23 protein-coding genes and 1 pseudogene are annotated in these 25,837 nt (G+C 71.1%); 12 read left to right on the top strand and 12 right to left on the bottom strand.

Features of this window, described 5'->3' with window-relative positions; translation table 11 throughout:
* Window positions 1-23: 23 nt before the first annotated feature.
* From speB to J2853_RS18535, 4 genes are all read left to right on the top strand, one after another.
* Entirely contained in the window at window positions 24-977 is a 954-nt protein-coding gene (gene speB, locus J2853_RS18550) for an agmatinase (protein ID WP_307559597.1), read from the top strand.
* Window positions 974-1,894 carry a polysaccharide deacetylase family protein gene (locus J2853_RS18545; protein ID WP_307559596.1) on the top strand — a complete coding sequence of 307 codons (921 nt, stop codon included), beginning with the start codon at window positions 974-976 and terminating at the stop codon, window positions 1,892-1,894. The genes speB and J2853_RS18545 overlap by 4 nt, the downstream gene beginning before the upstream one ends.
* On the top strand, window positions 1,891-2,655 hold the full coding sequence (locus J2853_RS18540; RefSeq protein WP_307559594.1) for an amino acid permease: 765 nt from the start codon (window positions 1,891-1,893) through the stop codon (window positions 2,653-2,655). Before J2853_RS18545 ends, J2853_RS18540 begins: the two co-directional genes overlap by 4 nt.
* Window positions 2,656-2,723: 68 nt before the next feature.
* Window positions 2,724-3,404: a DUF899 family protein gene (locus J2853_RS18535; RefSeq protein WP_307559592.1), complete on the top strand. Its 681-nt coding sequence runs from the start codon at window positions 2,724-2,726 to the stop codon at window positions 3,402-3,404.
* Window positions 3,405-3,507: 103 nt separating this feature from the next.
* Here the strand turns inward: J2853_RS18535 and J2853_RS18530 are convergent, their stop codons facing one another.
* Genes J2853_RS18530 through J2853_RS18520 form a run of 3 tightly spaced genes read right to left on the bottom strand, consistent with a single transcriptional unit; the run spans window position 3,508 to window position 6,207 of the window.
* A complete protein-coding gene (locus J2853_RS18530; RefSeq protein ID WP_307559590.1) occupies window positions 3,508-4,521 on the bottom strand; it encodes an NAD(P)/FAD-dependent oxidoreductase in 1,014 nt (337 codons plus the stop codon).
* Window positions 4,518-5,078 (bottom strand): isoprenylcysteine carboxyl methyltransferase family protein, encoded by a 561-nt coding sequence (locus tag J2853_RS18525; protein WP_307559588.1) that lies wholly within the window; start codon window positions 5,076-5,078, stop codon window positions 4,518-4,520. The genes J2853_RS18530 and J2853_RS18525 overlap by 4 nt, the downstream gene beginning before the upstream one ends.
* 7 nt (window positions 5,079-5,085) lie before the next feature.
* Entirely contained in the window at window positions 5,086-6,207 is a 1,122-nt protein-coding gene (locus J2853_RS18520; protein WP_307559586.1) for a type III polyketide synthase, read from the bottom strand.
* 54 nt (window positions 6,208-6,261) lie between these two features.
* On the opposite strand from J2853_RS18520, the pseudogene J2853_RS18515 reads away from it, so the two are divergent.
* From J2853_RS18515 to lepB, 3 genes and pseudogenes are all read left to right on the top strand, one after another.
* Window positions 6,262-7,476 (top strand): annotated as a pseudogene (locus J2853_RS18515) (RNA-guided endonuclease InsQ/TnpB family protein); the annotation flags it as partial.
* A gap of 212 nt (window positions 7,477-7,688) precedes the next feature.
* Entirely contained in the window at window positions 7,689-8,570 is an 882-nt protein-coding gene (locus tag J2853_RS18510) for a UbiA family prenyltransferase (RefSeq protein ID WP_307559584.1), read from the top strand.
* Between the two features lie 526 nt (window positions 8,571-9,096).
* Window positions 9,097-9,591 (top strand): signal peptidase I, encoded by a 495-nt coding sequence (gene lepB / locus J2853_RS18505; protein ID WP_307559582.1) that lies wholly within the window; start codon window positions 9,097-9,099, stop codon window positions 9,589-9,591.
* Window positions 9,592-9,726: 135 nt separating this feature from the next.
* On the opposite strand, the gene J2853_RS18500 is transcribed toward lepB, so the two are convergent.
* Entirely contained in the window at window positions 9,727-10,656 is a 930-nt protein-coding gene (locus J2853_RS18500; protein WP_307559580.1) for an aldo/keto reductase, read from the bottom strand.
* A gap of 485 nt (window positions 10,657-11,141) precedes the next feature.
* On the opposite strand from J2853_RS18500, the gene J2853_RS18495 reads away from it, so the two are divergent.
* Window positions 11,142-11,444, top strand: a complete 303-nt coding sequence (locus J2853_RS18495; protein WP_307559578.1) for a hypothetical protein — start codon at window positions 11,142-11,144, stop codon at window positions 11,442-11,444.
* A 123-nt stretch (window positions 11,445-11,567) separates the two neighbouring features.
* On the opposite strand, the gene J2853_RS18490 is transcribed toward J2853_RS18495, so the two are convergent.
* Window positions 11,568-11,948, bottom strand: coding sequence for a DUF302 domain-containing protein (locus tag J2853_RS18490; RefSeq protein WP_307559576.1), 381 nt, complete (start codon window positions 11,946-11,948; stop codon window positions 11,568-11,570).
* A gap of 377 nt (window positions 11,949-12,325) precedes the next feature.
* On the opposite strand from J2853_RS18490, the gene J2853_RS18485 reads away from it, so the two are divergent.
* Window positions 12,326-13,240, top strand: coding sequence for an SDR family oxidoreductase (locus tag J2853_RS18485; protein WP_307559575.1), 915 nt, complete (start codon window positions 12,326-12,328; stop codon window positions 13,238-13,240).
* Here the strand turns inward: J2853_RS18485 and J2853_RS18480 are convergent.
* On the bottom strand, window positions 13,231-14,202 hold the full coding sequence (locus J2853_RS18480) for a helix-turn-helix transcriptional regulator (RefSeq protein WP_307559573.1): 972 nt from the start codon (window positions 14,200-14,202) through the stop codon (window positions 13,231-13,233). The genes J2853_RS18485 and J2853_RS18480 overlap by 10 nt on opposite strands.
* A 235-nt stretch (window positions 14,203-14,437) precedes the next feature.
* Here J2853_RS18480 and J2853_RS18475 point away from each other — a divergent pair, with 235 nt between their 5' ends.
* Entirely contained in the window at window positions 14,438-15,820 is a 1,383-nt protein-coding gene (locus J2853_RS18475) for a sensor histidine kinase (RefSeq protein WP_307559571.1), read from the top strand.
* 119 nt (window positions 15,821-15,939) lie between these two features.
* Here the strand turns inward: J2853_RS18475 and J2853_RS18470 are convergent, their stop codons facing one another.
* The 4 genes from J2853_RS18470 to J2853_RS18455 form a co-directional block, all read right to left on the bottom strand.
* The gene (locus tag J2853_RS18470; protein ID WP_307559569.1) at window positions 15,940-16,701 is read right to left on the bottom strand and encodes an SDR family NAD(P)-dependent oxidoreductase; all 762 of its coding nucleotides are present in this window, start codon (window positions 16,699-16,701) and stop codon (window positions 15,940-15,942) included.
* A gap of 100 nt (window positions 16,702-16,801) precedes the next feature.
* Window positions 16,802-17,809, bottom strand: a complete 1,008-nt coding sequence (locus J2853_RS18465; protein WP_307559567.1) for an acetamidase/formamidase family protein — start codon at window positions 17,807-17,809, stop codon at window positions 16,802-16,804.
* A 207-nt stretch (window positions 17,810-18,016) separates the two neighbouring features.
* A complete protein-coding gene (locus tag J2853_RS18460; protein ID WP_307559565.1) occupies window positions 18,017-18,841 on the bottom strand; it encodes an ABC transporter permease in 825 nt (274 codons plus the stop codon).
* Window positions 18,842-18,926: 85 nt separating this feature from the next.
* A complete protein-coding gene (locus tag J2853_RS18455; RefSeq protein ID WP_307559563.1) occupies window positions 18,927-19,967 on the bottom strand; it encodes an ABC transporter substrate-binding protein in 1,041 nt (346 codons plus the stop codon).
* A 248-nt stretch (window positions 19,968-20,215) separates the two neighbouring features.
* On the opposite strand from J2853_RS18455, the gene J2853_RS18450 reads away from it, so the two are divergent.
* On the top strand, window positions 20,216-21,001 hold the full coding sequence (locus J2853_RS18450; RefSeq protein ID WP_307559561.1) for an ABC transporter ATP-binding protein: 786 nt from the start codon (window positions 20,216-20,218) through the stop codon (window positions 20,999-21,001).
* 2 nt (window positions 21,002-21,003) lie between these two features.
* Window positions 21,004-21,951 (top strand): LLM class F420-dependent oxidoreductase, encoded by a 948-nt coding sequence (locus J2853_RS18445; protein WP_307568724.1) that lies wholly within the window; start codon window positions 21,004-21,006, stop codon window positions 21,949-21,951.
* A 157-nt stretch (window positions 21,952-22,108) separates the two neighbouring features.
* On the opposite strand, the gene J2853_RS18440 is transcribed toward J2853_RS18445, so the two are convergent.
* Together J2853_RS18440 and J2853_RS18435 are read right to left on the bottom strand one after the other, a co-directional pair.
* Window positions 22,109-23,176 (bottom strand): LacI family DNA-binding transcriptional regulator, encoded by a 1,068-nt coding sequence (locus tag J2853_RS18440; RefSeq protein ID WP_307559559.1) that lies wholly within the window; start codon window positions 23,174-23,176, stop codon window positions 22,109-22,111.
* The gene (locus J2853_RS18435) at window positions 23,160-25,616 is read right to left on the bottom strand and encodes a glycoside hydrolase family 3 N-terminal domain-containing protein (RefSeq protein WP_307559557.1); all 2,457 of its coding nucleotides are present in this window, start codon (window positions 25,614-25,616) and stop codon (window positions 23,160-23,162) included. Before J2853_RS18435 ends, J2853_RS18440 begins: the two co-directional genes overlap by 17 nt.
* Window positions 25,617-25,837 lie beyond the last annotated feature (221 nt).

Raw genomic sequence — 25,837 nt, 5'->3', positions numbered from 1 at the left:
GCCTAGAGAAGAGAAGGAACGGTATGGGGCGCGACCACACGCACATCGGCCAGCTCGACGCGCTGAAGATCCCCCGCTACGCGGGGCCCGCGACGTTCGCGCGCCTGCCACGCCGCGAGGACGTCGAGCGCTTCGACGTCGCCGTGGTGGACGTGCCCTTCGACAGCGGCGTCACCTACCGGCCAGGAGCGCGCTTCGGGCCCGCCGCGGTGCGGCAGGGCTCCCGGCTGCTGAAGCCGTACAACCCCGCGCAGGACGTGATGCCGTTCGCCGCGCAGCAGGTCGTGGACGCGGGCGACATCGCCTGCAACCCCTTCGACATCGGGGCGGCGGTGGTCCAGGTGGAGGCGGGGCTCCGCGAGCTGACGGCCGACGGCGGGCGAGCCGTGATCATCGGGGGCGACCACACCATCGCCCTGCCCGCGCTCCGCGCGGCCACCGCCGCGCACGGGCCCGTCGCGCTGGTCCACTTCGACGCCCACCTCGACACCTGGGACACCTACTTCGGCGAGCCGTACACGCATGGCACGCCGTTCCGGCGGGCCGCCGAGGAGGGCCTGCTGATGCGGGACGCGAGCGCCCACGTCGGCATCCGCGGCTCCCTGTACGACCCCCGCGACCTCGACGACGACGCCCGCTTCGGCTTCACGATCGTGCACTGCGCCGAGATGGACCTCATCGGCCCGCGCGGCGTCGCGGAACGCGTCCTGGACAGGGTGCGGGACGCCCAGGTGTACCTGTCCATCGACATCGACGTGCTGGACCCCGCCTTCGCCCCGGGCACCGGGACGCCGGAGAGCGGCGGGATGAGCAGCCGGGAGCTGCTGTCGGTGCTGCGAGGACTGGCGGGACTGAACATCGTCGGCGCCGACGTGGTGGAGGTCGCCCCCGCCTACGACCACGCGGAGATCACCTCCGTGGCGGCGGCCACCGTCGCCTACGAACTGGTGAGCCTGCTGGCCGGGAAGCGCTCATGACGCGGCCCGCCGAGCCCGCCGGTCACGAGGTGCCCGCGATGCGGCCCGCCGAGCCGGTCGCCTGGCCGCACGGCAAGAGCGCGGCGGCCTCGTTCACCTTCGACGTCGACGCCGAGTCGGCGGTGCTCTTCGGCAACCCGGCGGCGGCGGCGTCCCGGCTGAGCGTGATGAGCCACCAGGCCTACGGGCCGCTGACCGGCCTGCCCCGCCTGCTGCGGATCCTCGCCGAGCACCGGGTGCGGGCCACCTTCTTCGTCCCCGGGTACACGGCGCACCGCCACCCCGGCGCCGTGCGCGCGATCGCCGACGGGGGCCACGAGATCGCGCACCACGGCTACCTGCACGAGTCGCTCGCCGAGGTGGACGAGGCCGCCGAGGCGGAGATCCTGGACCGGGGACTGGCGGCGCTGGCCGAGGTGGCCGGAGTGCGGCCGGTGGGCTACCGCGCGCCGATGTGGGAGCTGACCTACGACTCGCCCCGCCTGCTGGCCGAGCGCGGCTTCCTCTACGACTCCAGCCTGATGGACGCCGACGTGCCGTACGAGCTCGACGCCGGCGGCGCGACGTCGATCGTCGAGATCCCCGTCCACTGGGGACTCGACGACTGGGAGCAGTACTGCTACCTGCCGGACATCTCGGGGAGCGGGCTCATCGAGGACCCCGCCAAGGCCGTCTCGATGTGGCGGGGCGAGTTCGAGGCGCTCCGCCGGGAGGGCGGCTGCTTCGTGCTCACCAACCATCCCTTCCTCTCGGGACGCCCGGCGCGGGCCGCCGCCCTCGAAGGACTGATCGAGCACGTCGCCGGCTGCACGGACGTGTGGCTGGCGCCCCTGGGCGACATCGCCCGGCACGTGCGCGGCCTCGCCCTGAAGCCGCGCGCCATCCCGAAACCCGAACTGAGAGGCAGCCCCCCGTGACGTCTCCTACCGACGCCCGTCCCGCCGCGCCCGCGGCCGACGGGCAGACCCTCCACAAAGGCTTCACCCTGCGCTCGGCCTGGGCGCTGGCGTTCGCCGACGTCTCTCCGATCGTCGCGCTGTATGCGATCTTCACGCTGGGCGTCGTCGCCGCGGGGCCCGCCTTCTGGTGGGCGTTCCCGATCGTGCTCGCCGGACAGCTTCTCGTCGCCTGCGTCTTCGGCGAGCTCGCCTCACGCTGGCCGTACGAGGGCAGCGTCTACCAGTGGGCCCGGCACGTGAGCGGGACCGGCAGCGGCTGGTTCGCGGCCTGGGCGTACATGTGGGGCCTCACCATCGCCCTGTCCACCCTGGCGTACGGCGCGGCGGGCTTCCTGCTGGAGGCGCTGGGAGTGGCCGAACCCGGCAAATGGGTGACCGTGCTCACGGCGCTGGCGATCCTCGTGCTCGGCAGCCTCGCCAACATCGTCGGACGCCGGACGCTGAAGATCCTCGTCACGGCGAGCCTGGTCTGCGAGGTGCTCGCCTCGATCGGACTCGGCACGGTGCTGCTGATCTTCTATCGGGTGAACCCGTTCAGCGTCCTGTTCGACGGGATCGGCACGGCCCAGGGCGGTCTGTGGGCCGCCGGGCCGATGCTCGCGGCCGCCGCCTACGTGGGCTGGTCGTTCGTGGGCTTCGAGGCGGCCGGGTCGATCCGTACGTGCCGCGCCGGCCCGCCAACGCCTCACCGCCTGGCTGGGGCCCGCCCTCCCGCATAGACTTGGAGAGCTGGGGGATCCGGGGATCGGACCGGGGACCGGGGGAATCGCTACCCCAGGAGGACGCCATGCGGCAGACGAAACCGGCCGGCGAATCGGCGGAGTACCTCGCCGCCCGCCAGGAACTGCGCCTGGCCGAGATCGACCTCATGCGCCACCGCGAGAAGGTCGCGGCCCAGCGGCGGGCGCTCCCACCGGGGCCGCCCGTCGACGACTACGTCTTCATCGAGGGTCCCGCCGACCTCGGCGCGGGCGACACACCGGTCCGCGAGGTTGCCCTCAGCGGGCTCTTCACCGCGCCGGACCGCCCGCTGATCGTCTACCACCTCATGTACGGCAAGCTGCAGACCGACCCGTGCCCCATGTGCACCTTGTGGATCGACGGCTTCAACGGCATCTCCCACCACATCGCCCAGAACGCCGACTTCGTCATCGCCGCGGCCGCCGATCCGCCCGTCCTGCGGCAGCACGCCCGCGACCGGGGCTGGCACCGGCTGCGGCTGCTGAGCTGCGGCGACAGCACCTTCAAGTACGACCTCGGCAGCGAGGACCAGGACGGCGGACAGGACTCCACCGTCTCCGTTTTCACCCGCGACGGCGACGGCGCGATCCGCCACTTCTACTCCGCCCACCCTCGCGTGGCCGACGACCTCGACGAGCGCGGCATCGATCTCCTCGCCCCCGTCTGGCACCTCCTCGACCTCACCCCTCACGGCCGGGGCGACTGGTTCCCGAGCCTCGACTACTGACCCTCGACCGTCGGCCTGGCGGAACAGGCCGTCGGCGCGGACACGACCGGGGCCTTCCTCACCAGAACTAGGAAACGAGCTCCGGGTCGTCCGGCCGCAGGACTCAGGCCAGGGCGTGCACCGCCGCGCCGAACAGCAGGGGCATCCGCTGGGCCGCCGGGACGATCAGCCTCGCCGCCGCCCGGTACCGGCGGGTCCCCACGAGCGCCCCGGTGAGCAGCCGGTGACGCCGCGATAGCCGCAGCCAGGCACCCTCGTACGCTTGGGGGGTGCCCGCCCGCAGGCACCCCACCAGCGCCTGCGCGGACAGCAGCGCCAGGGAGACCCCCTCGCCGGTGAGCGCGTCGACGTATCCGGCCGCGTCCCCGACCAGCAGCACCCGCCCGGCGACCCGGGCGCGCACCCGCTGGCGCAGCGGCCCCGCGCCGCGAACCGGGGTCGTGGCCGGTCCCTGCAACCGGGCCACGAGTGCGGGGAAGTCCGCCAGGTGCTCCGGGTAACCGCGGCGACGCGAGCTCAGCACGGCCACGCCGACCAGGTCGTCGCCGACCGGCGTCACGTACGCCTCGCCGTCCGCCGCCCAGTGGACCTCGACGAAGTCCGTCCAGGGCGCGACGGGGTAGTGCCTGCGCAGGCCGTACCGGCGCGCTCGGCGGTCGGGCAGTTCCAGCCCCAGCCGGGCGCGGAGCGGGGAGTGCAGGCCGTCCGCGGCCACCAGCCAGCGAGCCCGCAGCCCCGCAGCCTCGACCCCGTCGCGGTCCTGCCGCAGCTCGCCCACCTTGCCGCGGACGACCTCGATCCCCAGCTCGGCCGCCCGGAGGGACAGTGCGGTGTGCAGCGCGGTACGGCGCACGCCCAGCCCGGGGCCGTCGCGGAACGCGGCCTGAGCCTCGTGCCGCCCGTCCAGGTAGCGGATCCCGCGCAGCGTCCGGCCCTCGACCCGCACGCCCAGCGACCGCAGGGCGGCGGCACCGCTGGGCATCAGCCCCTCGCCGCACGCCTTGTCCACCGGCATGGGCCGGGGCTCGACCACCACCGCCTCCATCCCGGCCTGTGCCGCGTGGATGGCGGTGGCCAGACCCGCCGGTCCTCCCCCCGCGATGAGGACGTCGATCACGCCCGGGCCCGCCCGGAAGGCGCCGGGGGGACGAGCGAGGCCAGGGCGGCCTCCTCGCAGCGGATCCGCACCACCATCAGCGCCGCGTTGAGCACGGTGAACACCAGCGCGGTGATCCACGCGCCGTGCACCAGCGGCAGCGCCGCGCCCTCCACGGCCACGGCCACGTAGTTGGGGTGGCGCAGCCAGCGCAGGCGGTAGGGGCCGCGGGTCACCGGGGACAGGCCGGGCACCACGATCACCTGGGTGTTCCACTGCGGACCCAGGGCGGTGATGCACCACCAGCGCAGTCCCTGCGCGGCGACCACCAGGACGAGCATGGGCCAGCCGAGCGCCGGGACGAAGGGCCGGTCGGCCAGGCCCGCCTCCAGCAGGCAACCGGCCAGCAGCCCGGTGTGCAGGGCGACCATCCACGGATAGTGGCCGGCGCCCGACAGCACCCCGCCGCGTTCCATGCTCCACCGCGCGTTGCGGCGGGCGACGACCAGCTCGGCGACGCGCTCCGCTCCCACGAGCAGCAGGAGAAGGAGATACCAGGACGACAGATGCCAGGACATCGGGCTCCTACCAGCGCAGCAGTACGAGTTCGGAACAGAAGCCCGGACCCATCGCGATGAGCAGACCGGGCGTGCCCGGCGGCGGCGGCCGCAGGGCGAGGGTATCCCGGAGAACGTGCAGCACGGAGGAGGAGGACAGGTTCCCCACCTCGGCCAGCGAACGCCAGGTCAGGTCGAGCGCGCCGTCCGGCAGCCGGAGGGTCTCGGCCACGGCCTCCAGGACCTTGGGACCGCCCGGATGGCACACCCAGGCCGTCACGTCCCGGGTGGTCAGGCCGTGATCGGCGAGGAAGCCGTGCACGTCGTCGGCCAGGTAGGTGCGCACCACGTCGGGGACGCTCGCGTCGAGCACCACCTGGAAGCCGGTGTCGCCGACGTTCCAGCCCATCACGCGCTCGGAACCGGGGTACAGGTGGCTGCGGGTGGCCACCACGGCCGGGCCCCCCGGGCCGTCCGCCCGGAGCGGCCGATCGTCGCCGCAGGCCACCACGGCCGCCGCTCCGTCGCCGAACAGCGCGCTCGCGACCAGGTTGGCGACGGAGGCGTCACCCCGTTGCAGGGTGAGGGAGCAGAGCTCGACCGAGAGCAGTACGGCCACGTGGCCCGGCCAGCCGAGCAGGTAGTCGTGGAGGCGGGAGATCCCGGCGGCCCCCGCCACGCAGCCGAGACCGAACACCGGCACCCGCTTGACGTCGGGGCGCAGCCCGATCACTCCGGCCAGCCTGGCGTCCACGGAGGGCGCGGCGATACCGGTCACCGAGGTGAAAAGGATCATGTCCACATCGCCCGGCGCGAGCCCGGCCGCCTCCAGCGCCCCATCCACCGCCTCGGCGCCCAGCGACACGGCGGCGTCGACGAAGACGTCGTTGGCCATCCCGAAGCCCTCAAGCTTGGCGTACTGGTCGAGCGGCAGCACCAGATGACGTGAGCCGACCCGGGCTCCGGTGTGAAACCGTTCAAGCAGCCGCCGGCCGGCGCCCGAGGGCAGGCACACCTGGGCGAACGTGTCGGTGATCTCTGCCTGGGAGTAGCGGTTGGGCGGAAGAGCGCCGTGCACAGCGGCGATTCGCGTCATCAATTCCTCCAGCGTGGAGACCCCGGCCTTCAGGCCGAGAAGGAAACGCGGCACCGTGCCGCACGAATCAAGCCCGTACTTAACTGATCTTGTGGCATTGTGCGAGGCATGGCGCAGCTCGTGAAGCGGGCCTTCACGTTCCGCTTCCACCCCACCCCCGAACAGGCCGAAGAGCTTTCCCGGACCTTCGGTTGCGCCCGCCTGGTCTACAACAAAGCCCTCGAAGAACGCACCCGCGCCTACACCACAGAAGGCCGGACAATCTCCTACGTGCATTCCTCGGCCGCGCTGACCGAATGGAAACGCACCGAAGAACTCGGCTTCCTGGCCGAGGTGTCCTCGGTCCCGCTGCAACAGGCGCTGCGCCACCTGCAAACGGCGTTCACGAACTTCTTCGCCAAGCGGGCCGGATACCCCTCCTTCAAGTCCCGCAAGAAGTCCAGGCTCAGCGCCGAATACACCCGCTCCGCGTTCCGCTGGAAGGACGGGCGGCTCAGCCTGGCGAAGATGGACGGCCCGCTGGACATCGTGTGGTCGCGCCCGCTGCCCGAGGGTGCGGACCCCTCCACGGTCACCGTGTCCAAAGACGCGGCGGGCCGCTGGCACGTGTCGATCCTGTGCGAGGATGCGATCCGCCCGCTGGATGCGAGCACGGGCATGGTCGGTGTGGATGCGGGGATCACGGCTCTGCTCACCCTGTCGCGGCCGATCCAGGGTGTGACCGACGCCGACGGCAAGGTCGTCAACCCCCGCCACGAGCGGGCCGACCGCACCAGGCTCGCCAAGGCGCAGCGTAACCTGGCCCGCAAACAGAAGGGCTCGGCCAACCGGCGCAAGGCGAAGCTCCGGGTGGCCCGGGTGTATGCCCGGATCGCCGACCGCCGCCGCGATCACCTGCACAAGCTCACCACCTCGATCGTCCGCGAGAACCAAGTGGTCGCCATCGAGGACCTCACCGTGCGCACCATGGTGAAGAACCACAGCCTGGCCCGCGCCATCTCCGATGCCTCCTGGCGTCAGATACGCACCATGCTGGAGTACAAGACCCGGTGGTACGGGCGGGAGCTCGTGGTCGCGGACCGCTGGTTTCCCTCCTCCAAGCTGTGCTCGGCGTGCGGCGCGATCACTGCGTCGATGCCGTTGCACGTTCGTGACTGGGTGTGTGCCTGTGGTGCCGTTCATGATCGGGATGTGAACGCCGCGAAGAACATCCTCGCCGCCGGGCTGGCGGAGAGGTGAAACGCCTGTGGAGTCGGTGTAAGACCTCAAGGGAGTTCTCCTGGCGGGCGACTGGCGGTGAAGCAGGAAGGCTCACGGGTGACCGTGGGAGTCCCCTCCCTGAAGGGAGGAGAGGATGTCAACTGTTTGACTGCTCCCGGGAGTCGCGGACGGCGGACGTCTAGATCTTGCCCATCTACGTGTACGGCATGCCTCGCGAACCGGGAGAACGATATGAGGAACCCCAGGGACGCGGACGTCTCTCGCGGCGTCCCGGCATCCTCCCGTTCCCGGTGCCCGCGGCCTACGATCATCGGGTGACGACGAGCCGGCATCCGCGCCTGGGCCGCAGGGCAGCGCTCCGGGCCGGGCTCCGGGCCGCCCTGGGGTTGACGCGCGCCTGCCACCCGGGGCCGACCGTGGCGGTCACCGCCCTGGTGACCGCGCTGGCCTGGGCGAGCGGGCGCGACGCGGCCGGTTGCGCCCTCGTGGCCGCCGCGGTGCTGAGCGGTCAGCTCTCGATCGGCTGGTGCAACGACGCGGTGGACGCCGGACGGGACACCGCCGCGGGCCGTACCGGCAAGCCGGTCGTGGACGGCGCGGTGAGCGTCCGGACGGTGTGGATCGCCGCGGGCACCGCCCTGGCGCTCTGCGTGCCGTTGTCCCTCGCCTCCGGTCCGGCGGCCGGGGCCGTCCATCTCACCGGCGTCGCCGCGGCCTGGGTCTACGACCTCCGGTTGAAGGCCACCGTGCTGTCGTGGCTGCCCTATGCGGTGGGGTTCGGCTCGCTGCCGGGCTTCGTGACCCTGGGGCTGCCGGGAAACCCGTGGCCCGCCTGGTGGGCCGTCCTCGCGGCCGCGCTGCTCGGCTGCGGGGCGCACCTGGCCAACGTCCTGCCCGACATCCCCGCGGATCTCGCCACCGGGGTCCGGGGCTGGCCGCAACGGCTCGGGACCGCCCGGGTCCGCGCCCTGATCCCCCTGCCGCTGCTTCTGGCGACGGGGCTCCTCGTCCTCGGCCCGCCCGAGCCCCCGGGCGCGGGGAGCTGGGCCGCCCTCGCGGCGGCGGGGGCGTTCACCGTCGCGGGCTTGCTCCTGGGCCGCCGCTCGCCCCGGGCGCCCTTCGCGGCGGCCATCGCCGTGGCCGCGGTCGACGTGCTCCTCCTCCTCGCCCAGGGCACCGCGCTCACCGCCCCCTGACCTTCCCTCGACTCTTCGTACGGCATCTCGAGTTCTCCTTCCGTGGCGTTTCCCGCAGGCCGGGGGAGCCCGTCGCCGGCTGGAAGACGCGCGATCCGAAGGGACCCCGGCCCGGAGCGGTGCCGTTCCGACCGCGACGATTCACCGTCCTTCTTGTCATCGCCGACAAAACCAGGCGCGGGTATCTCGAAGCCATTCCCGTGAACGAACGGCGATACGGGATTTCGTGAAAAATGAGCGCGGGAAGAGGAAGGCCGACCCATGAGGGCGAGGAACTCGGGCCGAGCATGCCGAACGGGCCGCCAGGAGGTCGTGGAAGCCGGCGGGGAGGAGCTTTTGACGAAATCCTTCGGCCGGCGGAGATCCGAGATGCCCGCGGTCTCACACGACGGGAGGTCGCAGGTCGGGTCCGCCTGAGGGATCACGGTGTCGCCCGTGACGGGATCGTGACGGGGCACGAACCACCGGGTCGTGTTTCGGCCTGGACAATGCCGTGGTGAATCGTTTTGGACTGCATATTCTATCTATGGTGATGATTCTGCCCCTGCTCGCGGGGTGTGGCATTGTTGATCGAGTCTCCGGGCGTAAGAAGTACGACGTCCCCAGTGAGGTGATGGAGCCCACGATTAAAAAGGGCAGCCGTGTCACGGTCGATATGGCCAGGGGCGAATACGTTCCCAAGCTGGGTGACGTCATCGTTTTCGAGGCGCCCGAGTCGTGGAGCGCGGGGGCCCGGGTCGCGCGAGTCATCGGAGTCCCAGGGGTCGCCGTGAAATGCTGCGACAACGGGGAGCGGATAACCCTGAACGAGCGTCCTCTGGAGGAGCCCTACATCAAGGAGCCTCCCGCTTCGCATCAGGATTTCGGTCCCGTGGTCGTTCCCCAGGGGCGCGTCTGGGTCCAAGGGGACAATCGCCACGTTTCTCTGGACTCGCGCAGTCATCTGGGAGAGGGCGTCGAGGGCGCCACCGTCCCGGTGTCCAACGTCGTCGGGGTCGTCGACCTTCCCACCCCCGATTAGTGCTCTGACCGGGAACGTTCGCCGAGGCGCCCCGCGGGCCCGGTGACGCGTCGTTCACCGCGGAAAGTCCGCTGCCGGGGGTGCCTCCGGCCGTCGCGAGGAAAACTCGCGACGGCCGGTGTCGTGGCGGAGAGGTCAGAACTCGGCGACGGCGGCCGACTCCGCGGGGGACAACGTCCAGACGGAGCCGGCGTTGGCTCCGATCTGCTCGGGCCTGGTGGCACCGGCGATCACCGACGCCACCGACGGCTGCGCCAGCAGCCAGCCGATCGCCAGCTCGGTCACGGTGTGACCGTGCTCGGCCGCGAACGCCTCATACGCCTCGACCTTGGCGAAGTTCGCCTCGTTGGCGAACCTGGCGGCGAACTGCTCACCGGACGTCGCGAGGCGGCTGCCGGGCGGGAACGCCTCGTCCCTGCGGTATTTGCCGGTCAGCAGTCCCGAAGCGAGCGGGAAGTACGGGATCACGCCCATGCCGGCGGCCGTGGCCGCGGGCACGACCGACTCCTCCACGGCGCGGGACAGCAGGCTCCACTCGATCTGCGTGCCGGTGAACCTCGGCCACCCCTTGTCGCCGGACACCACGGCGGAGCGCTCGATCTGTTCCGCGGACACGTTCGAGCTGGCGATGTGCAGGACCTTGCCCGCCCGCACCAGCTCGTCCAGCGCCTCCAGCGCCTCCTCGGTCGGCGCCTCCGCATCGGGGTAGTGCTGGTAGTAGAGGTCGATACGGTCGGTGCCGAGGCGGCGCAGGCTGCCCTCGGCCGCCTCGCGGATGCGGGCGGCGAGCACCCCGGGGGTGTACGGCTGCTCCTTGGGGCGGGGCAGGAACTTGGTGGCGATCACCACCTCGTCGCGACGCGAGCCGAGCGCGGCGCCGAGAAACTCCTCCGACTTGCCGTCGCCGTACATCTCGGCGGTGTCGAAGTGGGTGATCCCGGCGTCCAGCGCCGCGTGCACGACCGCCGCCGACGCCGCGGCGTCGATCCGCCTGCCGAAGTTGTTGCAGCCGAGCCCGACCACTGACAGTTTCGGGCCGTTGCCGCCCAGAACACGCTGTTCCATGATGACACCTTCTGATTCGTCGTCCTGTGGGCGAATGCGAGATACGGGATCGCGCCGGTGGGCCTGTCTCTCGTCCTGACCGGGGATGTCCGACGGCGGTCGCCCACACCCGCTCGACCAGACCACCCCGGACGATGACGGGCCTTGATCCGCCTTTCGGATTCGTCACCTGCCCGCCCGTGATCATTCCGTTCTACCAGAGAGACGGCAGGCGGCCTGTCGGCGGGTGGAGCGTCCCGGACGACGCCGGGCCCTCGACGTCGTCGGGGAAGGCGAAAGAGAGTGTCAGGATTTTTCACGAATTCGTTTCCCGGCGGTGAGCCGCCCGCGGCGGCCTCACCGGGGAGGAGCCCTTCGCCGGGGCGCCACCATGCCGCTGGGGCCGGCATAGTGCCAGGTCAGGTGATTTCAATACACTGGGGGACATCTGCAAGGCACCCGTTCGTCGCGTGTATCGCGGTGGAACACCAAGGGAAGGGGTGCACATGGACAAGCGTGTGGAACAGGTCGGCGACGTCCTGCGCGAAGCGTCCGAGACGCATCACCGGGTCTACCGGATCGTCGACGGAGCCGATGCCGACTGGGCGTCCTGGTACGCCGACTGGCTGATCAACCTTTCGAACCTGCCGTACCTGCTGGAGACCACACCGGTGCGCAGCGAACTCGTCTACGAACTGGTGGGACTGGACAAGGAGTACACCGCGAAAGCGCAGGGGGAACCCTGGGAGTCCTTCTACGCCCAGCGTCTGCTCGGCAGTTTCCCCTCGGAGGGCAGCCGATCGGCGTAGCCGATCGACGGGATCCCGAAGGGGGAGCCCACGTCGTGGGGCCGATCCGCTGGTTTTCTCGCCGGCACGGGCCACCGACGGCGCGGATCCGCCCCTCGCCGGGAACGGGCGCACCGTCGAGGGTCAGGCGCCGGCGGCCGCGGCGGCGAGAATCCCGACCCCCCGCAACGGCGCCGCCTGCTCGTCGGTGAGACCGTGCCGCTTCTGGAGGGCGTCGACGTCGTCGTGGCTGACCCGCGTCCGGCCGGACGCGTCCTGCCAGATGAGGATCTTCAGGGGCAGGTCGAGGGCGAGCAGCGGTACGGCGATCATGAGCGGGGTGCCCGCCGCCGGACTCCCGAAGATCACGACTTTGGTGGGCCGCATGCTCAGCCCGGCGGCGGCGGCGGCCACGTCGTGTTCGATGACGGTGAAGAGATTCAGCCCCTTGGCCGTGATCAGGCCTTTGAGCCGTTCCAGCGTCTCGGCGACGGAGCCGGCCGAGTCATGGGTGATGATTTCCATCTTCGATCTCCCTACGCGGTGGGCGACCGGCGATGCCGTTCCCTCGTTCGATCCCACGATGTCGAGAGGTTCGGCGCCGCCGAACGTCAGGACGCGCCGACACCCTCCCCGGCTGTGAAAACCGGGGATCGCGGCACGCGGCCCTCCATCCGGGGGCCGGTGGCTCGCCGTTCCTCGGCCGTACGGCACGCCCCGCATCGTTCAGGGAGACCATGCCCCGCGTGGTCGTCGCGGAACATCCCGGCTCCCGCCGGGCCGGACCCGCGCGACGAGAAGCGCTTCCTCCCGGCCCACGGGGCAGGGAATCCGCCATGAAAATCCCGGCGGGCTGGAAAGCCTGACGTTCTCTGTCAGATATAACCGCCAGCATCGACCTCATGACGCAATCACTGACAGGGAAGATCGCGCTGGTCGCGGGGGCGACGCGTGGTGCGGGCCGTGGCATCGCGGTGGAGCTGGGCGCGGCGGGGGCGACGGTCTACGTGACAGGCCGCAGCACCCGGGAGCGGCGTTCGGAGATGGACAGGGCGGAGACGATCGAGGAGACCGCCGAGCTGGTCACCGCCGCCGGAGGCAGGGGCATCGCGGTGCGGGTGGACCATCTGGTGCCCGAGCAGGTCCGCGCGCTGGTGGAGCGCATCGACCGGGAGCAGGGCGGGCTCGACGTGCTGGTCAACGACATCTGGGGCGGGGAGCTGCTGTTCAGCTGGGACGAGAGGCTGTGGGAGCACTCGCTGGACAAGGGCATGCGCATCCTGCGGCTGGCGATCGACACCCACATCATTACCAGCCACTACGCCCTTCCCCTGCTGATCAGGAAGCCGGGCGGCCTGGTCGTCGAGGTGACCGACGGCACCGCCGAGTACAACGCGGACCACTACCGCGTCTCCTTCTTCTACGACCTGGCCAAGACGTCGGTGAACCGGATGGCGTTCGCCCAGGCCAAGGAGCTCGCCCCGTACGGCGCGACGGCGCTGTCGCTGACCCCGGGCTGGCTGCGTTCGGAGATCATGCTGGAGTTGTTCGGCGTGACGGAGGCGAACTGGCGTGACGCGCTGGAGGGGCAACCGCACTTCGCCATCTCCGAGACACCCGCCTTCGTGGGGCGGGCGGTCGTGGCACTGGCCTCCGATCCCGAGGTGGGGCGGTGGAACGGGCAGTCGTCGTCCAGCGGGCGGCTCGCTCAGGTCTACGGCTTCACCGACGTCGACGGCAGCAGGCCCGACGCGTGGCGGTACATGACGGAGGTGCAGGACGCGGGTAAGCCCGCCGACGTGACGGGCTACCGCTGAGTTCTGTAGAGCCCGGCGAGCCGGTCGGCGGCGTCGGCCATCCGGGCGCGTAGTTCCGGAGGGCCGACGACCTCCACCTCCGGGCCGAGACGCAGCAGTACGGTGTACGCCACCGCCGGCGACTCGACGGGCAGGCGAGTGAGCACCCAGCCCCGCTCGTCGGGTTCGCCCGCCGCCGCGTGGGCCTGCCGGGCCGCCGGCGGCTCGACGGCGAAGGGCAGCGCGCGCATCCCCTCGGGGCTCAGCCGGACGGTGACGTGCTCGGTCAGCATGGACGTGACGAACCGCGCGGCCTTGTCGGCCCAGAACCCGGGCAGGTCGAACAGCTCGTCCCGGACGAACGACGCCCCGGCCGGTTCGACGGCGACGATCCGGTCCACCCGGTAGATCCGGTAGTCGTCGGCGACCCGGCCCACCAGGTACCAGACGCCCCCCTTGAGCACGAGCCCGTACGGGTGCGTCGTCCGGGTCACCTCCTCGCCCCGGCGATAGCGGAGTTCGACGATCCGGTCCTGCCAGACGGCGTCCGCCAGCTCGGCCAGCCGAGGGGGTGGGTCGGCGTTGGCGAACCAGCCGGGGACGTCGAGGTGAAACCGCCGGCCGGCTTGTGCCGGGGCATCCCGCAGCGCGGGGGGCAGCGCGGCCAGGACCTTCAACCGGGCGGCGGCCACGGCGTCGGCCAGCCCCATTTCCTCCGCCGGGCCGGGCAGCCCGGACAGGAAGAGCGCCTCCGCCTCGGCCCGGCTCAATCCGGTCAGCCGTGTCCGGTACCCACCGACCAGCCGGTAGCCGCCGGTACGGCCCTGCTCGGCGTACACCGGAATCCCCGCCGCCGAAAGCTCCAGCACATCCCGGTAGATCGTCCGCTCCGACACCTCCAGCTCGCGCGCCAGCTCGCCGGCGGTCATGGTCTCGCGCGATTGGAGTAACAACACCAGGGAAATAAGCCGTGAGGCACGCATCCTCCCATCCTGGCCTCATGCCCGCCGTCCCCGGTGCAACCCGGACGGTCGCGGGAGGGGGCGTACGGCCGGTCCCGGCCGCGCCGGTGCCGCCCTGTCCGGCGTGCGGTACCGGCGCGGGGGAGGGCACGCCGTTCGGATGGGGGGACGGGCTCCCGTTTAAGATCAACAGCTGCCCCCCTCCGCCGGGCCCTGGGGTTCGTGTGGTGCACTGGCCAAGGGGAGGCTTGGGAGGATGAGCTCGAGACACCGAATCTCGATCAGAACCCGCATCACGCTGTTCGCCGGCGCGGTGGCCGCCCTGCTGTGCTCGCTGGTGGCCGTATTGCTCATGATCGCCATCGAGCGTTTCGTCACGGGGTCCCTCACCGGGGAGATCATCGCCGCCGGTGGCCGCGTGGCGGTCGAGGTGGAGCGGGGCCAGCTGGAATACCCCCTCGCGCAGCGCCCGGGCCGAAATCTCCAGGTCGTCGACTCGCAGGGCCGGGTCGTCGCCTCGACCCCGGAGCTGCAGGGCAAACCGGCCATGGCGACGTTCACCACCGACGGCACGAACATCGCCGACTCCGTCGTGTGCGGCGGGGTCTTTCCCGCCGGCGAATGCAACATCGTGATCGCGCAGCGGGCCCACCGGGCGGGTCAGAGCTGGATCGTCTACAGCGCCTCTCCCGTGGTCCCCCCGTGGGTCGATCCGCGGCTGGCCGCGGCGATAGGCGGAGGCGCGCTGATCCTCGCCGTGATCATCACCTACTTCGGCAGCCGGATCGTCACCGCGTCCCTCAGGCCGGTGAGCACCATCCGGGCGAAACTCGACGAGATCAACGCGACCTACCCCGAGAACCGGGTGCCCGTACCACCCAGCAACGACGAGATCCATGAGCTGGCCGACAGCGTCAACTTCACGTTGACCCGGCTGCAGGCCTCGATGGAGCAGCAACGGCAGTTCGCCGCCGACGCCTCCCACGAGCTGCGCACCCCCATCGCGGGGCTCCGCGCCCAGCTGGAGGAGGCCCGGCTGCATCCCGGCGAGACCGACCTGAACGAACTGATCGAACAGTCGCTGTCCGACGTCGATCGGCTCCAGGCGATCATCACCGATCTGCTCCTGCTGGCCCGGCTCGGGCACGCGGCGCCCGAGCTCAGGGAAAGAGCCGATCTGGCGGCGCTGGTACGGATGGAGCTCGCCCGGCGAGGGAATCCGGACAGGGTGCGGCTCGTCGTCCGTTCGGACGTGCCCGTCGACGTCAGCCACGGCCAGATCGGCCGCGTCATCACCAACCTGCTGGACAACGCCGAGCGGCACGCCAGGCAGTCGATAACCGTCGAGGTGTGGGCGAACGGCGATCAGGCCGAGCTCGTCGTCGACGACGACGGGGAAGGCGTCGCCGAGGTCCACCGAGAAATGATCTTCGAGCGGTTCACCCGGCTGGACGCGGCCCGCAGCCGCGACCGCGGGGGCACGGGCCTCGGCCTGGCCATCGCCCGCGCTGTCGCCCAGGCGCACAACGGAACGATCGAGGTCGGATCCTCCGCCGCCGGTGGCGCCCGTTTCACCCTTCGCCTCCCCTTGGCCACCTCGCGTGACGACGGCCGGGAACCGGCCGGCGGCTCCTTGTAGCGGAGCCGTTCGTGTCCGGGCGCCCCGGCGGGCGCGGGCCGACCGGGCCGACCGGGCCGTCGTGCGCGTACGGGGACGTCAGCGGGCGGTGCGGGTCACCCTTCGAGGCGCGGTGAGCCTCAGAGCTGCACGCCGCGGGTCAGCGCGCCGTCGACGACGAGGTTCGTGCCGGTGACGAAGCTGGCCGCCGGGCTGGCCAGGAACACCGCCGCGCGGGCGATCTCCTCGGGCCGGGCCATCCGTCCCGTCGGGTTCAGCGCCAGGGCCTGGCCGAACAACTCGGGGTTGTTCCGCTCCATGTCGTCCCACACCCCGCCGGGGAAGTGGGTGTTGCCGGGAGAAACGGTGTTGGCCCGGATCCCCTTGCCGGCCAGATGGTAGGCCAGGCCCTGGGTGTAGTGGACGATCGCGGCCTTGAACGTGCCGTAGGGGCCGGCGGCGAAGTCGATCTCCCGGCCGGACACGCTGGACACGGTCACGATGGACGGCGCCGAACTCCGCTCCAGCAGCGGGAGCGCGGCGTTGACCAGCCGGACGGTGCCCATCATGTCCACGTCGAAGCTCCGGTGCCAGTTCTCCTCCACGTCGGGTATGGCAAGGGCGCTCACGTTGGCCACCACGATGTCCAGCCCGCCGAGTTCGGCGGCGCTGTCGTCGACCCACCGGCTCAGGGCCGGGCCGTCGGCGACGTCGACCGCGCCGCCGGTGACCTTGGCGCCCTGCCCGCGTAGCCGCTCCACCGTCGCGGCGACGTCGGAGTCGGTCCGGGCGCACAACGCCACCGAGGCGCCCTCCTCGGCCAGTACCTCCACGATCGCCCGGCCGATTCCCTTGGTGCCACCGGTTACCAGGGCACGCAGCCCGGCCAGCTGAAGATCCACGATTCTCAACCTCTTTTGCTGCTTGTCACATGCCGCACGTCCTGGGCCGTACGGCGAACACGGGGGGTGTCGTCGCCGGGGAAAAGCGTCGGCGCGGGGATCAACGCGGGGCGATGAGCCTGGCCGTCTCTCGCAGGTGGCGGTGCATGCCGCCGTACACCTGGGTCTGCGGAAGCAGGGATTTGGCGACCTTCGTCACCACGCTGTAGTTCGTGTCCACGACGTTGGCGATGGGAGCCTGGCTGGTCTGGCTCAGCAACTGGTAGCTGTCGAGCCTGTCCAGCCCGAACAGCTCACTGAACCACAGCACCATGTCCACCTGGCCGGCCCGCCAGGCGTCCTCGAGCGGACGGCTCGACCCGATCACCATCAGGTGGTCGTCGTCCTCGATGCGCGGCCACGTCGGGGCTCCGCCCTTGATCAACTCCACCACCAGGGTGGTGTTCATGGCGCCTTCCACCGCGGTGCCGCAGGATTCGCCCTCGCCCTGGCGGTAGTGGCCGTCGCCGAGGGAGAACAGCGCGCCCTCCACGTTCACGCCGAGGTAGCAGGTCGAGCCGGGGCGCATCTCGGGAGTGTCCATGTTCCCCCCGAACTCGTCCGGCACGAGGGAGGTCCGGACCTCACCCAGGGCCGGTGCGACGCCGACCGTGCCGAGCATCGGCGCCATCGGCAGCTCAAGGCTCAGCTCGCTGCTTCGCGCCTCGAACGTGACGGTGTTGCGGGTGGAGTCCACCTGGTAGATCCAGGTGCGCTCGGCCAGCGGCTCCTGCAGCGTCGCCGTCCGGTCGGTGCCGGTCAGCCCTCCGAAGAACGGGATGGTCGCCGAGGCGCCCCACGAGCGGGCGGGAGTCATGTCCACGAAGTGCAGCGCCAGCGTGTCCCCCGGTTCGGCGCCCTCCACGTGGAACGGGCCCGTCTGCGGGTTGAGGTAGCGCGCGTCCAGCGCGGCGCTGGGCAGATCGGTGATGTCGCGGAGCCGGCCGGCGAACGCGTCGTCGCTCCACAGCCGCAGCACGGTTCCCGGCTTGATCCGGTGCGTGGGGGCGGTCCCGCCGAACGTCCACGCGTACTGCTCGGGCCGCGGGGTGAATTCCAGGATCTCCATCAGCGCACGGCTCTCCTTCGGTGGCGATCGGATGAGCCGATCACGTGACAGTCCGGGGGATGAGATAACAGCACGATTGTTACACCAGGGCATGATCTCCGCCATACGCGGCCCGGATTTTTGGATCGTAAAAACCCTTTACAAGGTCTGTCCGAAAATCCGTTCCGCGTCCTGGTCCCGGGGCGTCTCAGCCGGTTCGGGCGGCTCTCAACGGGCTGAGGTGGTGGCCCGTACCCACGGCAGCGCCAGCCGCTCCGCCAGCACCAGGGCGAAGTAGAGGACGATGCTCATCATTCCCACCAGGATGATCGCCGCCCACGCGGTGGCGCTGTCGGCGACCCCGCTGTACTGCACGATCTGGTAGCCCAGGCCGCCCTCGCCGGCCTGGAACTCGCCGATCACCGCGCCGATCGCGGCCAGCGGCATGGCGACCTTCAGGCCGACGAAGATCTGCGGCAGCGCGGCCGGCAGCCGTACCTTGCGGAAGGCCTGCCAGCGGGAGGCGTCCAGGGATCTGGCCAGCTCGGCGAGGTCGGCGGGAGTGGTGGTCAGCCCGGTCGAGGTGGAGAGCACGATCGGGAAGAAGCTGAGCAGGAACACCATGGTCAGGATCGGCCGCTGTCCCCAGCCGAGGGAGACGACCAGCAGCGGCCCGAGCGCGATCTTCGGCACCGCGTTGACCGCCACCAGCAGCGGCGAGAACATGCGCTCGATCGCCCGCGAGCCGGCCAGCGAGATCCCGATCAGGATCCCCGCGACCGAGGAGAGCAGGAAGCCGATCACGGTCTCCAGCGTGGTCGCGGCCAGCCCGTTCAGCAGTTCCGCCGACCTCGCGTCGAACGCGGCCAGTACGTCCTGCGGCGGGGGCAGCACCGCGGGATGGACGAGGCGGAACGCCGAGGTGACGAGCCACCAGCCGGTGATCGCCACCAGCAGCCCGAGGACCGGCCACATCACCGCGGTCGCCATCTCGCCGCCGAGCCGGTACGCCCGGGGCGCGTCGGCGCGCACCGGGGGTCGAATCTCGCTCACCTCGGCCATGTCACGCTTCTCACTCTCCTCGTCCGGTCTGTCCACCGGGGTGGCGCCGGGGGCGCCGGTTCGATGACGGCGGCGGTCAGGACGCCGGCGTCAGGCTGGAGTCGATGAGCTGGTCCGGGGTCAGACCGGCCGGGATCGCGCCGGCGCCCTGCAGGGTCTCAATGCTGCGGGCGACCCGCTCCGTGTCGATCGAGCCGACCGGGGCACTCGAACCGTCCGGCCGGACGAACGCGGCCATCAGCTCGCACTCGGCGGCGGCCGGCGCGGCCGCGGCGGCCGGGACGTTCTTCTGCAGGAGCTCGCCCGCCTCCTTGGGGTTGTCGACGCTGTACACGAGTCCCTTGATCAGCGCCGCGGTGAAGCGCTTGACCGTGTCCGGGTTCTCCTTGGCGATCTTCGCCGAGGTGACCAGCACGTTGCCGTAGAGGTCGTCCATCACGTCGCTGTACGGCAGCACCACCGCCTTCTTGTCCTTGGCGACCGATTCGACGGTCGGCTTCCCCACGACGAACTGGCCGATGCCGGCCACCGTCCCGCCCGCCAGCAGGCCGATCAGGTTGGCCGGCTGGCCGTTGACCCACTTGACCTTCGACGCGTCGACGCCGGCCAGCTTCGCGTAGGTGGGGAAGAGGTTGCGCACCACCGAGCTGGGGCTGTCGGCGAGCGTCTTGCCCTCCAGGTCCTTCGGAGTGGCGATCTGGTTGCCCTCAAGGCTGATGATCGCGGCCATGGTGTTCTGCTGGATGCCGGCCACCACCGTGATGTCCTTGGCGCCGCCGTTGCCGCGGGCCAGCAGCAGACCGGTGAGGTCGAGCGGTGTGAACATCGCCGCGCCGGCCTCGATCTTCGAGAGGTTGTCGCCGGTGCCGCCTCCGGGCTTGATGTCCACCTCGAAACCGGCCTCCGCGAAGAAACCCTTCTCTTTCGCGACCCAGGCATAAGCGTCTCGGCCAAAGTTCCCAAATGACGTTAAATAGGTAACTTTCTCCAAGGCCTTGGTGGCGCTACTGTCGGCTTCGGGAGAATTGCCCGAATTGCCAGAATTTCCGCAACCGGTCACGGCGGCGAGCAGGCCGGCCGCAATCGCGACGGCAACGGAGCGGGTGAACCTTCTCATGGGCACCGTTTTCTTTCGGCCGGGGTTCTCGACCTGCCGGCGGGGGTTCGAACGGGGTGATCCAGGGGTGAGGTCATGGTGGGGAACCTCGCGGACAGCGTACGTAAGAATCATCATTGGTGGAGCGGCTGGGTCGCGTGCGAGGCAGGAGAAAACCAGAATTATGGATCCGCATCTGCCCTTTAACGGTCAATCCAGATAATCTTCGCGAGATGCGAAGTAACCATCGCTGAGGAGAAGCCTGACCGATGATCCGACTAGCCGGTGTTTCCCGTACCTTCGCCGGGCGATCCGGTGCGGTGGAGGCGTTGCGCGGCATCGACCTGAATGTGGCGGAGGGGGAGTTCGTCGCGGTCGTCGGCCGTTCTGGGTGCGGTAAATCCACCCTTCTGCGACTTATCGCTGGTTTGTTGCCCGTCACCGAAGGAGAGATCACGGTCGCGGGGGAGCGGGTCACCAAGGCCCGCCGCGACATCGCGATGCTGTTCCAGCGGCCCGCGCTGCTGCCCTGGCGGTCGGTGCTCGACAACGTGCTGCTGCCGGTGGAGATCTTCGGCTGGCGGCGGGCCGAACATCGCGGCCGCGCCCAGGAACTGCTGGACATGGTCGGGCTGGGCGGCTTCGAGAAGCGCCTGCCGCATGAGCTCTCCGGCGGCATGCAGCAGCGGGTCTCGCTCTGCCGATCACTGATCGGCGATCCCCGCGTGATGCTGATGGACGAGCCCTTCTCCGCCCTCGACGCACTCACCCGCGAGGAGCTGTCGGTGGAACTCCAGCGCCTGCACATGGAGAACTCGGCCACCATCGTCTTCGTCACCCACTCCATCGACGAGGCGGTGCTGCTGGCCGACCGGGTGGTGGTGCTCAGTCCACGACCGGGCCGGATCCGCAAGGTGGTCGACATCGACATCCCGCGACCGCGCAGCCTGGGCCGTAACGCGCACCTGGAACAGGTCGCCCGGTGCAGTGCGGACCTGCACGAACTGCTGATGGAGCGCGACACCCCGGCGGAGGCCGGAGAGAGAGGACGATGAGCGTGCGAGTGTGTGTCTTCACCGAGCCCCATCGCGGCGCCACCTACGACGACCAACTGCGGATGGCCCGGCTGGCCGAGGACGGCGGGTTCGAGGGATTCCTCCGCGCGGACCACTACCAGTCGATGGGGGCCGACGGCGGCGAGCCCGGCCCGACGGACGCCTGGGTGACCCTGGCCGGCCTGGCCAGGGACACCTCCCGGATCCGGCTCGGCACGCTGGTCACCTCCGCGACCTTCCGGCTGCCCGGCCCGCTGGCGATGATCGTCGCGCAGGTGGACCAGATGAGCGGCGGCCGGATCGAGCTGGGCATCGGCGCGGGCTGGTACGAGCGGGAGCACATCTCGTACGGCATCCCGTTCCCCCGGCTCGGTGAGCGCTTCGACCGGCTGGAGGAGCAGCTCGCCATCGTCAGCGGGCTCTGGTCGACCCCGGCGGGAGACCGGTTCAGCTACCACGGCGACCACTACCGGCTGGTCGACGCACCCGCCCTGCCCAAACCGGTCCAGGTGCCCGGTCCGCCGATCATCGTCGGCGGCCGCGGGCCGAAGCGCACCCCCGAACTGGCCGCCCGCTACGCGGACGAGTTCAACATGCCGTTCAAGAGCGTGGCGGAGACGGCCGAGGCGTACGAGCGCGTCGCGGAGGCCGGCGAGCGGACGGGCCGGGCCGGCACCGGCCGCGCCCCGCTGGTGCTCTCCGCGGGCATCGTCGTCGCGATCGGGCGCGACGACGCCGAAGCCCGGCGCCGGGCCGCTCCGCTGCACGTGCCGAGCGCGCTGCCTCCGGAGGACCCGGTGATCGGTTCGCCCGCGCAGCTCGTCGAGCGGATCGGCGAGTTCGCGGAGATCGGCGCCACCCGGGTGCACCTGCGCCTGATCGACATGGCCGACCTCGACCACCTGGAGCTGATCGCCGCCGAGGTACTGCCTCACCTGGAAGCCGGGTGAGGCAATCGGCACGCCCCATCACCGCGGCCCGCGACCGCTGACCGGCTTCCCGCCGGGACGCGCGGGGCCCCCGGCCGGGCGACCGGCCGGGGGCCTCACGCCGAACGACCTCGCACCCGGGTGGCGCCGGCCGCCGCGGGGGTGCTCGTGGTGCGGGTCAGCCGACCGCGTGGCGGGTCAGCGGCGGCCGGGGGGAGCCCTCGGGCGGGGCGGGGGCGGTGGAGCCGCGCACCACCAGTTCGGTGGCGAGTTCGACGTGGTGGGAGTCGACCCGCTCGCCTGCCGCCAGGCGCAGCGCCGTGCGCACGGCGACGCCGCCCATCTCTCGCAGCGGCTGGCGTACGGTGGTCAGCGGGGGCGAGGCCATGCGGGCGACCTGGGTGTCGTCGAAGCCGACGATGCTGAGGTCCTCGGGCACGCGCAACCCTCGCGCCCTGGCCGCCTCCAGCACGCCGAACGCGATGTCGTCGCAGCCGGCGAAGATGGCCGTGGGAGCCTCGGGCAGGTCGAACAGGACCGCGCCGCCCGTCACCCCGTCCTGGTAGTGGAAATGCCCCGCCCGTACGTAACCCGGGAGAACCGCGGCGCCCGCGGCCTCCATGGCGGCGCGGTAACCGTGTAGCCGGGCCTGGTTGCAGGCGGCCGTGGCCGGGCCGCCGAGATAGGCGATGCGCCGGTGCCCGAGCGCGAGCAGGTGCTGCGTCGCGGCCAGGCCCCCGGCGAAGTTCGTCGAGCCGACGCTGGTGACCCCCCTGGTCTGCGGCAGGTTCAGCGGGTCGATCACGACCAGGGGCAACCGTACGCGGGACAGGGCGGTGAGCTGCTCGGCGGTCAACTCGCTGGTGACGGCGACCAGGGCCCGCCGTCCGGCGGTGGCCAGGCCGCGCGCCCAGGCTCCGGCGCGGTCGGCGTCGGTCCGGATGCTCACCACGATCGCCGCGTCGACCTCGGCCCCGGCTCGTACGGCGCCCTGGATGATCTCGGTCGAGTACGCGTTGAGATCGTCGTCGAGCTCCACCTCGATCGTGTCCAGCACGGCCGCGTCGCCCCGCCGGCGCTGCGGCAGCGCGACGTAGTCGTGCTGCTCCAGCAACGACTCCACGCGGGAGCGCGTCACCGGGGAGACGTCGCCTCGGCCGTTGAGCACCTTCGACACGGTCGCGACCGACACGCCCGCCGAGGCCGCGACCGTGGCCAGCGTGGCCCGTCTAGGACTGGCCGGCATCTGTTCCTCCCTGATGTGTTCGGTAAGAGCCCGGTGCCGGTTCCACATTCACGCGGGTGACCAGTCGTCGGCCCGGACCGACGTGACGCAGCGGGCCGGTCAATCGTATGTGGCCCTGGCAGGGCAGAGCGGACGCCGACGTGCCCACGAGCACCTCGAGGTCGCCCGGCTCGACGACGCGCCTCAGGTCGCGCCCGGTGAACGAGGTCCGGTCGGCGGGCACCGTGAAGGTCGCCAGGGCGCTCGCGCCGGGCTCCAGCCGCACCCGGGCGAACCCGGTGAGCTGCCGCACCGGCCGGGTGACCTGGGCGACCACATCGTGCAGGAAGAGCTGGACGACCTCCTCGCCCGCCCGGCCCCCGGTGTTGCGCACGCGCACCGACACGGTGAACTCGCCGTCGGTGGGCACCTCGGCGTCGCTGATCCTCAAGGAGTCGATCGCGAAGGTGGTGTACGAGGAACCGTGCCCGAACGGGAACAGCGGGGTCGGGTCGAGGTTGCTGATGCCGTGGCTGTTGGAGCCCAGCGGCGGCTGCAGGTAGGTGCCCGGCTGCCCGCCCGGGCCGCGCGGGATCTGCACCGGCAGCTTCCCGCTGGGCTGCACCCTGCCGGACAGGACCCCGGCGATGGCCGCCCCGCCCTCCTCGCCGGGCATGAACGCCTGGACGAGCGCGGCGGCCGTTCCGGACACGGCTCCCAGCGCGTACGGGCGGCCCGAGACGACGACCACCACGACCGGCGTGCCGGTGGCGGCCAGCTCGACCAGCAGGTCCTCCTGCACGCCGGGCAGCCTCAGGTCCTCGGCGTCGCAGCCCTCGCCCGACGTGCCCAGCCCGAACATCCCCGCCAGGTCGCCGACGACGACCACGCACAGGTCGGACTCGCGGGCCGCCTGGAGCGCGGCGGCGAAGCCGGAGCGGTCGTCGCCGCGCACGTCGCAGCCCGGCTCGTGGATCAGCTCGGCGTCGGGCAGCTCGGCCCGCAGCGCGTCGAGCAGGCTGGGCGCGGCCACTCCGAGCCCGAGCCCCGGATGACGGGGCAGCACGTGGTTGGGGAAGGCGTAGCAGCCCATGAACGTGTGCGGGTCGTCGGCGCAAGGGCCGACCACGGCCACCCGGCGCGGCTCCGGACGCCCCTCGCCGAGCAACGGCAGCGCGGTGCCCGCGTCGAGCAGCACGATCGACCGCTCGGCCAGCTCACGGGCCAGTGCCCGGTTGGACGGCGAGTCCAGGTCCACGGCTTCCGCCCCGGCCACCGACTTCTCCGGCGTCCAGTCCGGGTCCAGCAGCCCGAGCTGCACCTTCTGCGTGAGCAGGCGCCGGGCGGCCCGGTCGACCAGGGACTCCGGCAGCTCGCCCCGCCGTACCCGCTCGACGAGGTGCCGGCCGAAGCCGACCGTGTCGGGCAGCTCGACGTCGACGCCCGCGGTCAGCGCCTGCACCCCGGCCTCGTCGGTGTCCGCGGCGACCTGGTGCATCGTCGCGAGGAACGGGATCGCCCAGTAGTCCGACACCACCGTCCCGGTGAACCCCCACTCGTCGCGCAGCAGGTCGGTCAGCAGCCACGGGTCGGCCGCGGCGGGAACCCCGTCCAGGTCGGAGTACGAGTTCATGACCGAACGCGCGCCGCCCTCGACGAGGGCGGTCTCGAAGGTCGGCAGGATCATGTCCATCAGCTCGCGCCGGCCCATCGACACCGGGCCGTGGTTGCGGGCCGCCCGGGAGGCGGAGTAGCCGGCGAGGTGCTTGAGCGTGGCGATGATCCCCGTGCGCTCAAGGCCGCGCACGTAGGCCGCGCCGAGCATCGCGACGAGGTACGGATCTTCGCCCATGGTCTCCTCGACCCGGCCCCAGCGGTAGTCGCGCACCACGTCCAGCACCGGCGACAGGCCCTGGTGGACGCCCACCGCGCGCATGTCCCGCCCGATGGCCGCGGCCATCCGCTCCACCAGATCCGGGTCGAACGTCGCACCCCAGGCGATGGCCGCCGGATAGACGGTCGCGCCGAAGGTGGTGAAACCGGTCAGGCACTCCTCGTGGACCAGCGCCGGGATGCCGAGCCGGGAGAGCTTCACCACCTCGGACTGCAGCCGTACCACCTCCGCGGCGCCCTCCGCCGCGGTCAGCGGAGCGCTGCCGAACACCCGCGTCAGATGGCCGAGCCCGTGACGGGCCGCCTCCTCAAGGGGCACGTTCCCCGAGGCCGCGAAGACGTCCTGCATCGGAGCCACGTTCGCCGTGCCCTCCGTCTCCTCCTCGGGCTCCCCGCCCTGGTCGGCCTCCATGGCGTTGCCGAGCCACCGGCTGCCGAGCTGGCCGACCTTCTCCTCCAGGGTCATCTCCTCAAGGAGGGCCTCGACCCGGTCGGCCACGGGGAGTGCCGGGTCCTGCCATGGACGGAGGACCCGGTCCGCCGAGGAGGTCCCATCTAGCGCCGTCATCTGCTCTCTCCTCAAGAAAAACATCCCCCCACAAGTTTCCGAAACTTTTCGGTGTGTTGCGGTGGCTCTGCTCGAATCCTGGCGCACACGATATGACCAGGAAAAGCCCCAAATGAGAGTACCTTACATGCGTCAGATGTGAAGCTTGTACCGATATCAGACCACCCCTTGACAGGGGGGTAGCGGAAATCTAAATTGACGTGCCACGCGGCCTGTTTCGG

Origin of the sequence: Streptosporangium lutulentum (assembly GCF_030811455.1) — a bacterium.
GTDB lineage: Bacteria > Actinomycetota > Actinomycetes > Streptosporangiales > Streptosporangiaceae > Streptosporangium > Streptosporangium lutulentum.
The sequence above is the reverse complement of the archived record's forward strand: the minus strand, read 5'-3'. Positions and strand labels throughout refer to the sequence as shown.

What these genes read in the sequence shown, in the direction of transcription:
- J2853_RS18450 (WP_307559561.1), top strand. Translation starts at nt 20,216, where the DNA reads ATGATCCGACTAGCCGGTGTTTCCCGTACCTTCGCCGGGCGATCCGGT.
- J2853_RS18490 (WP_307559576.1), bottom strand. Translation starts at nt 11,948, where the DNA reads ATGGAAATCATCACCCATGACTCGGCCGGCTCCGTCGCCGAGACGCTG.
- J2853_RS18485 (WP_307559575.1), top strand. Translation starts at nt 12,326, where the DNA reads ATGACGCAATCACTGACAGGGAAGATCGCGCTGGTCGCGGGGGCGACG.
- J2853_RS18455 (WP_307559563.1), bottom strand. Translation starts at nt 19,967, where the DNA reads ATGAGAAGGTTCACCCGCTCCGTTGCCGTCGCGATTGCGGCCGGCCTG.
- J2853_RS18475 (WP_307559571.1), top strand. Translation starts at nt 14,438, where the DNA reads ATGAGCTCGAGACACCGAATCTCGATCAGAACCCGCATCACGCTGTTC.
- J2853_RS18500 (WP_307559580.1), bottom strand. Translation starts at nt 10,656, where the DNA reads ATGGAACAGCGTGTTCTGGGCGGCAACGGCCCGAAACTGTCAGTGGTC.
- J2853_RS18525 (WP_307559588.1), bottom strand. Translation starts at nt 5,078, where the DNA reads ATGTCCTGGCATCTGTCGTCCTGGTATCTCCTTCTCCTGCTGCTCGTG.
- speB (WP_307559597.1), top strand. Translation starts at nt 24, where the DNA reads ATGGGGCGCGACCACACGCACATCGGCCAGCTCGACGCGCTGAAGATC.
- J2853_RS18535 (WP_307559592.1), top strand. Translation starts at nt 2,724, where the DNA reads ATGCGGCAGACGAAACCGGCCGGCGAATCGGCGGAGTACCTCGCCGCC.
- lepB (WP_307559582.1), top strand. Translation starts at nt 9,097, where the DNA reads ATGGTGATGATTCTGCCCCTGCTCGCGGGGTGTGGCATTGTTGATCGA.
- J2853_RS18435 (WP_307559557.1), bottom strand. Translation starts at nt 25,616, where the DNA reads ATGACGGCGCTAGATGGGACCTCCTCGGCGGACCGGGTCCTCCGTCCA.
- J2853_RS18495 (WP_307559578.1), top strand. Translation starts at nt 11,142, where the DNA reads ATGGACAAGCGTGTGGAACAGGTCGGCGACGTCCTGCGCGAAGCGTCC.
- J2853_RS18480 (WP_307559573.1), bottom strand. Translation starts at nt 14,202, where the DNA reads ATGCGTGCCTCACGGCTTATTTCCCTGGTGTTGTTACTCCAATCGCGC.
- J2853_RS18545 (WP_307559596.1), top strand. Translation starts at nt 974, where the DNA reads ATGACGCGGCCCGCCGAGCCCGCCGGTCACGAGGTGCCCGCGATGCGG.
- J2853_RS18440 (WP_307559559.1), bottom strand. Translation starts at nt 23,176, where the DNA reads ATGCCGGCCAGTCCTAGACGGGCCACGCTGGCCACGGTCGCGGCCTCG.
- J2853_RS18465 (WP_307559567.1), bottom strand. Translation starts at nt 17,809, where the DNA reads ATGGAGATCCTGGAATTCACCCCGCGGCCCGAGCAGTACGCGTGGACG.